The organism is Kitasatospora sp. NPDC051853 (genome assembly GCF_044452665.1).
Lineage (GTDB): Bacteria > Actinomycetota > Actinomycetes > Streptomycetales > Streptomycetaceae > Kitasatospora.
The window spans coordinates 857915-870370 of sequence record NZ_JBITBY010000002.1; the positions used below are offsets into that span (position 1 = coordinate 857915).

General features: G+C 73.2%; 13 protein-coding genes and 2 tRNA genes. 1 reads left to right on the forward strand and 14 read right to left on the reverse strand.

Annotated elements, in window-relative coordinates; genetic code table 11:
• Window positions 1-172: 172 nt before the first annotated feature.
• From ACIA8O_RS08605 to ACIA8O_RS08640, 8 genes are all read right to left on the reverse strand, one after another.
• Window positions 173-245: transfer RNA gene (locus tag ACIA8O_RS08605), tRNA-Ala, on the reverse strand.
• 37 nt (window positions 246-282) lie between these two features.
• A tRNA-Ala gene (locus tag ACIA8O_RS08610) sits at window positions 283-355 on the reverse strand.
• A gap of 115 nt (window positions 356-470) precedes the next feature.
• Window positions 471-1118: a histidine phosphatase family protein gene (locus ACIA8O_RS08615; protein WP_396292957.1), complete on the reverse strand. Its 648-nt coding sequence runs from the start codon at window positions 1116-1118 to the stop codon at window positions 471-473.
• Window positions 1115-1576 (reverse strand): ribosome silencing factor, encoded by a 462-nt coding sequence (gene rsfS, locus ACIA8O_RS08620; RefSeq protein ID WP_396292846.1) that lies wholly within the window; start codon window positions 1574-1576, stop codon window positions 1115-1117. The genes ACIA8O_RS08615 and rsfS overlap by 4 nt, the downstream gene beginning before the upstream one ends.
• A gap of 104 nt (window positions 1577-1680) precedes the next feature.
• Window positions 1681-3390, reverse strand: coding sequence for a LytR C-terminal domain-containing protein (locus tag ACIA8O_RS08625; RefSeq protein WP_396292847.1), 1710 nt, complete (start codon window positions 3388-3390; stop codon window positions 1681-1683).
• The gene (gene nadD / locus ACIA8O_RS08630; RefSeq protein ID WP_396292848.1) at window positions 3387-4016 is read right to left on the reverse strand and encodes a nicotinate-nucleotide adenylyltransferase; all 630 of its coding nucleotides are present in this window, start codon (window positions 4014-4016) and stop codon (window positions 3387-3389) included. The genes ACIA8O_RS08625 and nadD overlap by 4 nt, the downstream gene beginning before the upstream one ends.
• A gap of 73 nt (window positions 4017-4089) precedes the next feature.
• Entirely contained in the window at window positions 4090-4248 is a 159-nt protein-coding gene (locus ACIA8O_RS08635; RefSeq protein WP_396292849.1) for a hypothetical protein, read from the reverse strand.
• Window positions 4249-4417: 169 nt separating this feature from the next.
• Window positions 4418-4564 (reverse strand): hypothetical protein, encoded by a 147-nt coding sequence (locus tag ACIA8O_RS08640; protein WP_396292850.1) that lies wholly within the window; start codon window positions 4562-4564, stop codon window positions 4418-4420.
• A gap of 186 nt (window positions 4565-4750) precedes the next feature.
• Here ACIA8O_RS08640 and ACIA8O_RS08645 point away from each other — a divergent pair, with 186 nt between their 5' ends.
• Complete coding sequence (locus ACIA8O_RS08645) at window positions 4751-5830, forward strand: M48 family metallopeptidase (protein WP_396292851.1); 1080 nt, start codon at window positions 4751-4753, stop codon at window positions 5828-5830.
• A 39-nt stretch (window positions 5831-5869) separates the two neighbouring features.
• Here the strand turns inward: ACIA8O_RS08645 and ACIA8O_RS08650 are convergent, their stop codons facing one another.
• From ACIA8O_RS08650 to obgE, 6 genes are all read right to left on the reverse strand, one after another.
• Complete coding sequence (locus ACIA8O_RS08650; protein ID WP_396292853.1) at window positions 5870-6907, reverse strand: hypothetical protein; 1038 nt, start codon at window positions 6905-6907, stop codon at window positions 5870-5872.
• A gap of 88 nt (window positions 6908-6995) precedes the next feature.
• Window positions 6996-7565: a hypothetical protein gene (locus ACIA8O_RS08655; protein ID WP_396292854.1), complete on the reverse strand. Its 570-nt coding sequence runs from the start codon at window positions 7563-7565 to the stop codon at window positions 6996-6998.
• A gap of 95 nt (window positions 7566-7660) precedes the next feature.
• Entirely contained in the window at window positions 7661-8971 is a 1311-nt protein-coding gene (locus ACIA8O_RS08660) for a glutamate-5-semialdehyde dehydrogenase (protein ID WP_396292855.1), read from the reverse strand.
• Between the two features lie 211 nt (window positions 8972-9182).
• A complete protein-coding gene (locus tag ACIA8O_RS08665) occupies window positions 9183-9722 on the reverse strand; it encodes a hypothetical protein (protein WP_396292856.1) in 540 nt (179 codons plus the stop codon).
• 6 nt (window positions 9723-9728) lie between these two features.
• Complete coding sequence (gene proB, locus ACIA8O_RS08670; RefSeq protein WP_396292857.1) at window positions 9729-10865, reverse strand: glutamate 5-kinase; 1137 nt, start codon at window positions 10863-10865, stop codon at window positions 9729-9731.
• A 111-nt stretch (window positions 10866-10976) separates the two neighbouring features.
• Window positions 10977-12446 carry a GTPase ObgE gene (gene obgE / locus ACIA8O_RS08675; protein ID WP_396292858.1) on the reverse strand — a complete coding sequence of 490 codons (1470 nt, stop codon included), beginning with the start codon at window positions 12444-12446 and terminating at the stop codon, window positions 10977-10979.
• Between the last annotated feature and the right edge of the window lie 10 nt (window positions 12447-12456).

A 12456-nucleotide genomic window follows, 5' to 3' on the forward strand; every position in this document is an offset into this window, starting at 1 on the left:
AGGTCTACCTGACGGTCTACACCCCGGAGCGGCCCCAGGACCGGGCCGCCCTGGAGTGGCTGGCCGCCCACCCGGACGCCCCCGCCACCGACCACCACCACTGAGGGCGCCGGGAACACCGGGAACGCCGGAAGGCCGCCTCCCCTGGGGGAGACGGCCTTCCGACTGTCTGTGGAGCTACGGAGAATTGAACTCCGGACCTCTTGCATGCCATGCAAGCGCTCTACCAACTGAGCTACAGCCCCGCGTGCCGCACGGACCTGACGGTCCGTCGAAGCGGAGTGGAGCTACGGGGAATTGAACCCCGGACCTCTTGCATGCCATGCAAGCGCTCTACCAACTGAGCTACAGCCCCGCACTCGGAGGACTTCCCGCCTTCCTTCCGGTCGGCGTTCTTTCCTGCGAACGAGGAAGACTCTAGCTGGTCAGGGCCGGAACTGCGAAATCCGGCCCGGTCCGGGGCCCCTGCCTCAGGTCTCGTCGCCGATGACCGGCTGCGGCAGCGTGCCCGCGTTGTGCTCCAGCAGGCGCCAGCCGCGCACGCCCGGGCCGAGCACCGACCAGCAGCAGTTGGAGAGCCCGCCGAACCGCTCCCACTGGGCCGGCTCCAGCTCGAGCAGCCGCCCGAGCATGGTGCGGATGGTGCCGCCGTGGCTGACCACCACCAGGGTGCCGTCCTCGGGCAGCTTCTCCACCGCCGCCAGCACCACCGGGACGGACCGGTCGGCCACCTCGGTGCTCAGCTCGCCGCCGCCGCGGCGGACCGGCTCGCCCATCGCCCAGGCCTGGTACTCCTCCGGGTAGCGCGCCCGGATCTCACTGTTCGTCAGACCCTGCCACTCGCCCGCGTAGGTCTCCCGCAGGCCCTCGTGGTGGTCCACCGTCAGACCGGTGACCTTGGCCAGCTCGGCGGCGGTGCGCCGGGCCCGCTTGAGGTCGGAGGAGATCAGCAGGTCGGGCTTGAGCCCGGCGAGCAGCCTGGCCGCCCGCTGCGCCTGGAAGATCCCCTGGTCCGTCAGCTCGATGTCGGTGCTGCCCTGGAAGCGGTTCTCGAGGTTCCAGGAGGTCTGGCCGTGCCGCCAGAAGACGATGCGCGGGCCCCGCGCCTTGCCGCTCAGCTCTCGTCCTCGGAGGCGACGGCGTCCTCGGCCTCGCCGGTGGCGTTGCCCGCCAGGTCGGTCAGCACGCTCTCGGGGCGGTTGCGGGTGGCCAGCGCGTCGGCCGGGATCGGGAGCTCGGGGCAGTCCTTCCAGAGGCGGTCCAGCGAGTAGAAGGAGCGCTCCTCGGAGTGCTGGACGTGCACCACGATGTCCAGGTAGTCCAGCAGGATCCAGCGGCCCTCGCGCTCGCCCTCGCGGCGGACCGGCTTGATGTCCAGCTGCTCGCGCAGCTGGTCCTCGATCTCCTCGGCGATGGACTTCACCTGGCGGTCGTTGGCGGCCGAGGCGATCAGGAAGGCGTCGGTGATCGACAGCACCTCGCTGACGTCGAAGGCGATGATGTCGTGGGCCAGCTTGTCGGCGGCCGCCTGGGCGGCGACGTTGATCAGGTTCTGGCTGTGCTCGGTGGCAGTCACGTTGTACTTCCGGTCGGCTGTCTGGGATTCGCCTTCCAGGATCTCACGAACCGGCTCCGCCCCCGGCTGGATGGGCCGGGGGCGGAGCGAGGACGGGGCGACCGCTACTGCTTGGGGGCCGTGAAGTCCTTGCCGAGCACGATCACCACGTCGGCGTTCTGGGCGCCGGTGACCTTCTTCACCGCGTCCTCCTTGAACCCCAGCGCGGTGGCCAGCGACTGGGCGGCGGCCTGCTTGGCGTCGTCGGTGTAGCGGATCTCGCTGACCGGCTGGACCGGCGCCTTGGCCCCGGTCGGCAGCACCTCCAGGCCGCCGTTGGTGACCTGGATCGCGGCGGTGGTGGCGGCGTCGTCGCTGCCGCTGGCGTTCAGGATGCTGACCCGGGTGGTGGCGTTGGCCGCCTTGGCCTTGCTGACCGTGCCGCCCAGCACCTCCTTCACCTGGGCACCGGCGGTGGCCTCGTCCAGGGTGCCGTCGGGCTGCACCTTGAGGGTGGAGACGGTCAGCTTGCCGCTCTGGTCGAGCTGGGCCAGCTGGGCCAGCACCGCGCCGAGGGCGGCCTCGGGCAGCGAGGGGTCGAGCACCGAGCCGACCCGGCGGACGGTGTCCTGGGCCTCCTTCAGCTCGGTCGGCATCACCTTCAGCACCGCGTCCATGACCTGGCCGAAACGGGCCAGCTGGGCGTCGGTGGACTCGCCGGGCGCCTGGTAGGTGGCGTACGCGACGGCGGCCGGGCCGCTCAGCGTGACGTTCTTCCCGGCCGGGGCCAGCTCCTTGCCGGCGGCGTCCTTCACCGCGGCGTTGGTGTCCACCTTGATGGAGCCGAGCTGGGCCACCATCCGGTCCAGGTACGGGGTGTCGAGGCGCCACGTCCCGGCGACCGGGGCGCCGAGCACGGTGGCCAGGCCCTCGCGGGTGGCGGCCGCGCCGAGCGCGTCCATCGACCTGCCGAGCGGCTCGGTGGCGGAGTCGCCGGTGCTGGGCAGCTTGAGGACGTCCGGCAGCAGCAGCACGCTGGCCTTCTGGCCGGACTGGTCGTTGACCAACAGGGCGGTGGAGACCTTGCCCTGACGGTCCTTCAGGTGGAGCACGTTCACGGTCCGGCCACCGGCCGCCTTGGCCGCGGCGCTGGAGCCGCCGAGGTCGCCCTTCCACCACAGGTAGCCGGCCGTGCCGCCGCCGGCCAGGGCCAGCACCAGCAGGGCGCCGATCGCCCGGGTGCGCAGCTTGCGGCGGCGCTCGTCCCGGCGCTCGGTGCGGGACTCGGCGAACTTCAGCCAGTCGATGACGTCCTCGGCCTGGTCCACCTCCTCGTCCACGAAGGTGAACTCACCGGTCGGGTAGTCCCGGTCCGCCTTGGGGCCGGCGGGCTTGGGCGTCGCGGGCTTCGGCGCGGCCGGGCGGGCGGCCGCGGCCGGCCGGGGCGCGACCGGCGGCGGCACGACCGCGGGCTCGGGCTGCTGCGGCACCACCGGCGGCGGGGCCACCGGCTGGACGGGGGCCACCGGCTGCTGGGGCTGCTGGTAGTACTGCTGGGGCTGCTGCTGGTACGGGTCCTGGACGTACGCCTGCTGCTGCTCCGGCTGGACGTACTGCTGCTGCCCGTAGCCGTCGTAGTACTGGGGCTGCTGGGGCTGTTGCGGCTGCTGGTAGTACTGCTGCTGGTACGGGTCCTGGACGTACGCCTGCTGCTGCTCCGGCTGGACGTACTGCGGCTGGCCGTAGGCGTCGTAGTAGACCTGCGGCTGCTGCTGGTACGGGTCCTGCGGGTACCACTCCTGCTGCCCGCCGCCCTGCTGCTGATCACCCGTCACGGGGTGCCCCCTCGCGCGTACAGCTCCCGCTTGTGGATGTACCGGACGACGCCGTCCGGGACGAGGTACCAGACCGGTGCGCCCTTGGCGACCCGCACCCGGCAGTCGGTGGAGGAGATGGCCAGCGCGGGCACCTCGACCAGGGAGACGCCGCCGGCCGGCAGACCGGCGTCGGAGAGTATGTGGCCGGGCCGGGTGCAGCCGATGAAGTGGGCGAGCTCGAACAGCTCGTCGGAGGAGCGCCAGGAGATGATCTGGGCCAGCGCGTCGGCTCCGGTGATGAAGAACAGGTCCGCGTCCGGGTGCTGGGCCCGCAGGTCGCGCAGGGTGTCCACGGTGTAGGTGGGGCCCTCGCGGTCGATGTCGATCCGGCTGACCGAGAACTGCGGGTTCTCGGCGGTGGCGATGACCGTCATCAGGTAGCGGTCCTCAGCGGGGGTGACGTGCCGGTCGCTCTTCTGCCACGGCTGCCCGGTCGGCACGAAGACCACCTCGTCGAGGTGGAAGGCGCTCGCCACCTCACTCGCGGCGACCAGGTGCCCGTGGTGGATCGGGTCGAAGGTGCCGCCCATCACGCCGAGGCGCTTGCGTGCCCGCTCACCGGCGGCCTTGGCCTGCTGTCCCATGCCGCCACACCTTACGCGAACCCCGTCGCGGCCGGGCAAGCCCGCCCGGCCGCGCGGTGCGCGACGCCGCTGCTCAGCGGTCGCGGTTGAAGCGCGTGGTGATGAAGAGGAGGAGCAGCAGGATGAACAGACCCGCGCCACCGGTGAGGTACGGGCTCAGGCTCTCGTGGTTGCCACCCTCGCCGCCCTCGGAGGCCAGCTGGGTCAGGAGGGGAAGTGCGGTGTGGGTCATGGTCGGCAGGACCTTCTCGACTCGGTGAGGGCCAGGGCGCGCGGGCCGGGGCGGCCCACCGGCCCATCGTACGGGGCGCCCCCGCGCAACCGCTCGCCGCCCCACCGCGTCTGACGCCTCGGCAGGGGCTCGGCGGACGGGGTGTCAGCTGTTCCGGGCGGACGGGGTGTCAGCTGTTCCGGTTGGCCCGGGCGATCGCCCAGCCGAGCAGGCCGACGCCGACCACGCTGGCCACCAGCACGATGCGCAGGAAGAGGCCCGGGCCCGGCTCCTCGGAGATCGGTCCGGCCAGCTGGGCAAGGGTGGCGGCGTTCATCGGGGTCTCTCCTCGGTCCGTACGGCTCGACCCTCAGGGTAGACCCGCTCACGCCGACGGACGGACGCCGGGCCCGGCGTAGGGTGGCCGACGGGGACGAGTACACGCAGACGGACGTTGGAACCGACAGCAAGCGGGGGCCGGGCGGAAGCCGGTGCCGGCGACGACCCAGGAGGTACTCAGCAGATGACCGACATGACCAAGGACAACGCGCCGGGCCGCCGCCGCGAGCGCTTCCCCGGGATCTCGACCCGGGCCTGGGAGCACCCGGCCGACCGGTCCGCCCTGGTCGCGCTCCGCAGGCTCACCGGCTTCGACGACGTGCTGAGGAAGCTGGCCGGCCTGGTCTCCGAGCGCAGCGTCCGGCTGATGTTCCTGGCCACCGCGGTGAAGGCCTCGGAGCGCCAGTTCCCCGAGCTGCACGCGATGGTGCGGGACGCGGCCTACGTGCTGGACCTCGACCAGGTGCCGGACCTGTACGTGACCCAGGACCCGACGGTCAACGCGATGTGCATCGGGATGGACACCCCGATCATCGTGCTCACCACCGGGCTGGTCGAGCTGCTCGACGCCGAGGAGCTGCGGGCCGTGATCGGCCACGAGGTCGGGCACGCGATGTCCGGCCACGCGGTCTACCGGACCATGCTGCTGATCCTCACCAACGTGGCCACCCGGATCGCCTGGATCCCGCTCGGGAACCTCGCCATCACCGCGGTGATCACCGCGCTCAAGGAGTGGTTCCGCAAGGCCGAACTCTCCTGCGACCGGGCCGGTCTGCTGGCCGGTCAGGACCTCCAGGCCTCGATGCGCGGGCTGATGAAGCTGGCCGGCGGCCACCACCTGGCCGAGATGAACGTGGACGCCTTCCTGGAGCAGGCCGAGGAGTACGAGAAGGCGGGCGACCTGCGGGACGGCGTCATCAAGCTGCTCCAGGTGCTGCCGCAGACCCACCCCTTCGCGGTGGTGCGGGCCGCCCAGCTGAAGAAGTGGTCGGAGAGCGACGAGTACCGCTCGATCCTGGCCGGGGCCTACCCGCGCCGGGCCGACGACCCGGACGCCTCGGTCGGCGAGCAGTGGAAGGCCGCCGCCGAGTCGTACTCCAAGTCGGTCAAGGAGAGCAAGGACCCGCTGATGGGCCTGCTGCGGGACGTGGCCGGCGGGGTCGGCACCGTCGGCGGCAAGCTCCGGGACACCTTCACCGGCAAGCCCGCCTCCTCCGGCGGATCGGAGCGCCCCGGCGGTTCGGAGCGGTCCGGCGGGGAGTGAGCTCCGCGGGCCCGGGGGCGCGTGCCGCCCCCGGGCCCGTCACTGCTTGAGCGGCGCGCAGAGCGTCCAGGCCGGACGGGCGTGGTCGCCCGGGTCGACGGCCGGCGGCGGGGCGGAGCCGCCGAGCAGCGGCTGGAGGTCGGCCGCCAGCCGGGTGCCGCAGGCGGTCGGCCCGGCCTGCAGCACCGAGTCCACCACCCGGACCCGGGAGGCGGCCAGGTCGGCCCGGTCCAGCTCGAAGCGGAGCGCCCGGCGGACGGTGTGCAGGGTGACCGGGCCGGACGGCTGGTCGGCGGCCCGCAGCGCGTAGACGAAGGTGTGGTCGGTGCCGATCTCCAGCGTCCCGGCGTCCGCCTCGTCCACCCGCATCGCGCCGACCACCTTGACCGTCTCGGTGGCCAGCGCCACCGCGGCCGGGTCGAAGCGGACCAGCCAGCCGGTCGCGGCGTGGTGCTGGTCGTCGCTGGGGGTGGCCAGGCTCTGGTCGAACTGGTCCTGCTCCCCCGGGGTGAGCAGCCGGCGGACCGCCTCGGTGCCGCCGCGGCCGGTCAGCACCGCCGGGTCGAGGGCCGAGACGGTCAGGTACTTCTCCACCGTGGCCAGCGCCCGGGAGACCTCGGACTTGGTGAAGTGCGCGGTGGCCGAGCCGCCGGGGGCGGCCAGCCCGGCCGTGCCGTCCCGGTAGGAGGCGGGGAGCCCGGCGAACGGGTCCTGCCGGTCGGCCACCGGGGTGACGGCCGAACTCGGCACCAGGGCCACCAGACTGACGGTCAGTTGGTTCCCGGTCGGCTGGGTGGAGCGGGGCTGCGGGGTGGAGAGGCCGAAGTAGACCGCGGCCGCGAAGGCCACCACGATCACCAGCATCAGGGCCAGCGCCTGGCGGGAGAGACTGCCCAGCGGCCCCCGCCGGCGGACCCCCGCCCGCCCGTACCCGCCGCCCAGCCGCTCCCGGGCCGAGAGCTCCTGGATCCGGGCAGCGCGGACGAACGATTCGTCGAAGACGACGGACCGGTACTCGTCCTCGTTACCTGAACCACCGTCGGGCACACCCTCCGGAGGTTCGAGCGGGTCACCCATGATTCAAGGGTAGAGCGGCCGTTCGCGCGCCACGAGAGGCTGTGCACAACTTCTTCGCGGCCGCCGGCGGGGCGGCCCGCGGGCGGTGTCAGCCGGTCAGCGAGACCGCTCTCGGCGGGGCCGGAACGGGGATGTCGGACGGGCTGCTGGTGCCCGTCTCCGGGCGGCCCGCCGGTGCCTCCGCGCCACCGGTGCCCCGGTAGATCGCGGCCACCGCGACGGCCACCACGCTGACGCCCATCACCACCGCGAGCACCCAGGCGACCGGCCGGTGCCAGCGCTGCTGGGCCACCGAACGGGCGGCCCCGGCCCGGCCGGGGTCGAAGCCGTCGGACCGCCAGCGCGAGCGGCGGGCGGGGCGGCCCGGGGGCGCCCACGGGTCCCAGTAGCGCCGGTCGTCCTCCAGGCCGGCCGGGTGCGGCCGGAGCTCCAGCGGGAGCCCGCCGGCGTCCGGCAGCTCGGAGCCGCGCCCCAGGGTCAGCGTCTCCGGCTCGAACCTGGCCTCGGCCGCGGCCAGCTGCCGCTCCTCGGCGCTGGGCTCGTGCACAGCGGCTGACCGGATGAATGCCTCGTCGAGGACCACGCTGGCGAACTCTTCGTCCGCTCCACCGTGGTCTGCGCCGTCGGAGTACGGCGAGTCCCCCTGCTTCTCGGCCATGGCTTCAATGTATTACCGGCCGGGGGATTTGTCTGTGGCTATTCGCAGTTCGGGCGTCACGGACGGCCACCACTGCGGCCGTCCGTGACCCGACGTCAGCCGTTGGCACCGCCCACGGTCGGAGTAGCCCCGCCCCGCACGTGCCCGTCACCGGTGACGACGTACTTGGTCGAGGTCAGCTCCGGCAGCCCCATCGGGCCGCGCGCGTGCAGCTTCTGGGTCGAGATGCCGATCTCGGCGCCGAAACCGAACTCACCCCCGTCGGTGAACCGCGTCGACGCGTTGACCGCCACCGTGGTGGAGTCCACCAGCTGGGTGAACCGGCGGGCCGCCGCCTGCGAGGTGGTCACGATCGCCTCGGTGTGGCCGGACGACCAGCGCCGGATGTGCGCCACCGCCGCGTCCAGCGAGTCCACCACGGCCGCCGCGATGTCGTAGGAGAGGTACTCCGTCTCCCAGTCCTCCTCGGTGGCCGGCACCGCCGTCACCGCGGTCCCCTCGGCGGCCTTCAGCACCGCGTCGTCGCCGTGCACGGTGACGCCCGCCTCGGCGAGGGCGGCCAGCGCCAGCGGCAGGAAGGCGTCCGCCACGTCGCGGTGGACCAGCAGGGTCTCGGCGGTGTTGCAGACGCTGACCCGCTGGGTCTTGGAGTTGAGCAGGATGCCGACCGCCATCGCCAGGTCCGTCTCGGCGTCCACGTAGACGTGGCAGTTGCCGGTGCCGGTCTCGATCACCGGGACGGTGGAGCCCTCCACCACGGTGCGGATCAGCGAGGCGCCGCCGCGCGGGATCAGCACGTCCACCAGACCGCGGGCCCGCATCAGCTCCTGCACCGAGTCCCGGCTCTCCCCCGGCACCAGCTGGATCACGTCGGCGGGCAGGCCGGCCGACTCGACGGCGTCCCGCAGGACCTCGGTGAGGGCGGTGTTGGAACGGTAGGCGGAGGCCGAGCCGCGCAGCAGCACCGCGTTGCCGGACTTCAGGCACAGGGCGGCGGCGTCCACCGTGACGTTCGGGCGGGCCTCGTAGATGATGCCCACCACCCCGAGCGGGACCCGGACCTGACGGACGTCCAGACCGTTGGGGAGGGTGTAGCCGCGCACCACCTCGCCGACCGGGTCCGGCAGGCCGACCACGCTGCGCACGTCGGCGGCGATGGCGGCGATCCGCTCGTCGGTGAGGGTGAGGCGGTCGATCACGGACTCGGCGGTACCGGCCTCGCGGGCGCGGGCCACGTCCTCCGCGTTGGCCGCGGTGATCTCGGCGCTGCGGGCGGTCAGGGCGTCGGCGATCGCCAGCAGCGCGGCGTCCTTGGCGCGGCGCGGCAGTGGGGCGAGGACGGCGGCCGCCTCACGTGCACGGCGCGCGACGGCGAGGACGGGGCTGGTGGTCAGGTCGCTGGTCATGGCGCAAGGGTAGCGACTGCCGTCCCCGGGGCCGCCCACCTTTCGAGCGGTGAGACGGGGACGCCCGGGGCGCGCCGGGTTGCGCCCCGCAGGGGCGCGGGGAACTGCGCGCTGGGGAACGGCAGCACGTGCAACCGGCTGACCTGCCCTCAGGTGCAGGTGAGCCGCCTTCCGACTCGCGCAGTTCCTCGCGCCCCCAGAGGTGTGGCCACTACCAGGGGTGGACGCCGCCGAGGTGGGGCGGGGGCCCGCCGAAGCCTTCGGCGATGCGTTTCTGGTAGGTGGGGCGGTCGATCACCTCGAGGCCGACGATCTCCCAGGGCGGGAGGTTGGCGGTGCTCTTGTGCTCGCCCCAGAGGCGGAGCGCGATGGCCGCCGCGTCGTGGAGGTCGCGGGCCTGCTCCCAGTAGCGGATCTCCGCGTGGTCCGCCGCGTAGCGGGCCGTCAGGAAGAAGGAGTGGTCGTGCGCCAGCTTCTCCAGCCCGGTGCGGAGTTCGGCGAGCGGGGTGACCTGTCCGGCGACGCTGAGCACGATGTGCCAGAGCCGGGCCTCCGGCTGCTCCGGCTCCTCGACGCGCTCGGCCGCGCCGGGCCGCAGGCGCCGCACGGGCGAACGCTGCTCGGCCACCCGTGCGGTCGCGTCGCTCCCGCTCTCCCCGGCCCCGCCGTCGATGCTGGTCAGTCTCCGTCCCACCGGCGGCCTCCTGTTCGGCGACGTCGTGTCACGGCCGCCGCTGCGGCCCCCGGGCACGGCCCGTCAGCCACGCAGGATGACCAGGTCGTCCCGGTGGATGACCTCGCGTTCGTACGCGGCACCGAGCTCCTGGGCCAGCTCCTTGGTGGAGCGGCCGAGCAGACGGGGCAACTCCCTCGCATCAAAGTTGACCAGTCCACGGGCGACGATGTGGCCGTTTTCGCCAAGAAGGTCCACCGGATCACCCGCGGAGAACTCCCCGTCCACCCGGGTGACGCCGGCGGGCAACAGGGACTTGCCGCCGGAGACCACGGCCTCGACCGCGCCGGGGTCGAGCTGGAGGGCGCCGCGCGGGGTGGAGGCGTGTTCCAGCCAGAGCAGGCGGTCGGCGGAGCGGCTGCCGGTGCGCAGGAAGAGGGTGCCGGTCTGACGGCCCGCCAGGGCGTCGGCGGCGTGCCGGGCGGCGGTGAGGACGACGGGGATGCCGGCGCCGGTGGCGATCCGGGCGGCCTCGACCTTGGTGACCATGCCGCCGGTGCCGACGCCGGCCTTGCCGGCGCTGCCGATCTCGATGCCGGCCAGGTCCTCGGGGCCGGCCACCTGCTCGATCCGGCTGGTGCCGGGCTTGCTGGGGTCGCCGTCGTAGAGGCCGTCCACGTCGGAGAGCAGGACCAGCAGGTCGGCCCGGACCAGGTGGGCGACCAGGGCGGCGAGGCGGTCGTTGTCGCCGAACTTGATCTCGGCGGTGGCAACGGTGTCGTTCTCGTTGACGATCGGCATCGCGCCCATCGCCAGCAGCTGGTCGAGGGTGCGGTAGGCGTTGCGGTAGTGGGCCCGGCGGCTGGCGTCCTCGGCGGTCAGCAGCACCTGGCCGACCCGCAGGCCGTAGCGGGCGAAGGAGGCGGTGTAGCGGGCCACCAGGAGGCCCTGGCCGACGCTGGCGGCGGCCTGCTGGCGGGCCAGGTCCTTGGGGCGCTTCTCCAGGCCGAGCGGGGCCAGGCCGGCCGCGATGGCGCCGGAGGAGACCAGCACGATCTCGGGGGCGTCGGGCCGGGTGCGGACCTTGGCGAGGGCGTCCACCAGGGCGTCCACCCGGTCGGCGTCCAGGCCGCCGGCCGCGGTGGTGAGCGAGGAGGAGCCGACCTTGACGACGATCCTGCGTGCGGTGAGCACTTCCTGACGCAGTGTCCGGTCCGTCATCTGGCTGCCCTCCGCACGTGGTTCGACGGAGCGTAATCTACGCGATCACGACGCGGCCCCCGCACGCGATGTCACCCTGTGGGACGTGCGCGTGCGGGGGCTGACGGTCGGTCAGTCCTCGTCCGAGTCCAGCTCCGGGCGGTTGCTGGAGAGCGCCTCGAAGGCGAGGTACTCCTCCTCCGCCGCGTCCCGGCCCTTCTGCTTGGCCCGGCGGCGGTCCACGGCCGGACGCTGGGTCTCCATCCGGTGGTCCTCGCCGCGGCGGCCGAGCATCTCGGCGCCGGCGGCCATGGTGGGCTCCCAGTCGAAGACCACGGCGTTCTCGTCGGGCCCGATGATGACGGTGTCGCCCTCCTGGGCGCCGACCTTCCAGAGCCGGTCCTCGACGCCGAGGCGGGCCAGGCGGTCGGCCAGGTAGCCGACGGCCTCGTCGTTGGTGAAGTCGGTCTGGCGGACCCAGCGCTCGGGCTTGGAGCCGCGCACGCGGTAGGCGCCGTCCTCCTCCTCGACGGTGAAGCCGGCGTCGTCGACCGCGACCGGGCGGATCACGATCCGGGTGGCCTCCTCGACCGGCTTGGCCGCGCGGGCCTCGGAGACGATCTGGGCCATCGCGAAGCTCAGCTCGCGCAGGCCCTTGCGGGAGGCGGCGGAGACCTCGAAGACGCGGTAGCCGCGCTCCTCCAGGGAGGCCCGGGTGAGGTCGGCGATGTCCTGGCCGTCCGGCACGTCGGTCTTGTTGAGGGCGACCAGGCGCGGGCGGTCCTCCAGACCGCCGTACTGGGCCAGCTCCTCCTCGATGGTCTCCAGGTCGGTGAGCGGGTCCCGGCCGGGCTCCAGGGTGGCGCAGTCCAGCACGTGCACCAGGACCGAGCAGCGCTCCACGTGGCGCAGGAACTCCAGGCCCAGGCCGCGGCCCTGGCTGGCGCCGGGGATCAGGCCGGGGACGTCGGCGACGGTGTAGACCGTCTCGCCGGCGGTGACCACGCCGAGGTTGGGGACCAGGGTGGTGAACGGGTAGTCCGCGATCTTCGGGCGGGCCGCCGAGAGCACCGCGATCAGCGAGGACTTGCCCGCGCTCGGGTAGCCGACCAGCGCGACGTCGGCGACGGACTTGAGCTCCATCACGATGTCGCGGGCGTCGCCGGGCTCGCCGAGCAGCGCGAAGCCGGGCGCCTTGCGGCGGGACGAGGCGAGCGCCGCGTTGCCGAGGCCGCCGCGGCCGCCCTGGGCGGCGACGAAGCTGGTGCCGTGGCCGACCAGGTCGGCCAGCACGTTGCCCTTCTTGTCCATCACCACGGTGCCGTCCGGCACCAGCAGCACCAGGTCGTCGCCGGTGGCGCCGGTCCGGTGGCCGCCCGCGCCGGGCTTGCCGTTGGTGGCCTTGCGCTTGGGCGAGTGGTGGTACTCGAGCAGGGTGGTGACCTGGGCGTCGACCGTCAGGATGACGCTGCCGCCCTCACCGCCGTTCCCGCCGTCGGGTCCGCCGAGGGGCTTGAACTTCTCCCGGTGCACGGAGGCGCAGCCGTGGCCTCCGTTACCCGCGGCGACGTGCAGTTCGACGCGGTCCACGAAGGTGGTCATGAGGTGTGCC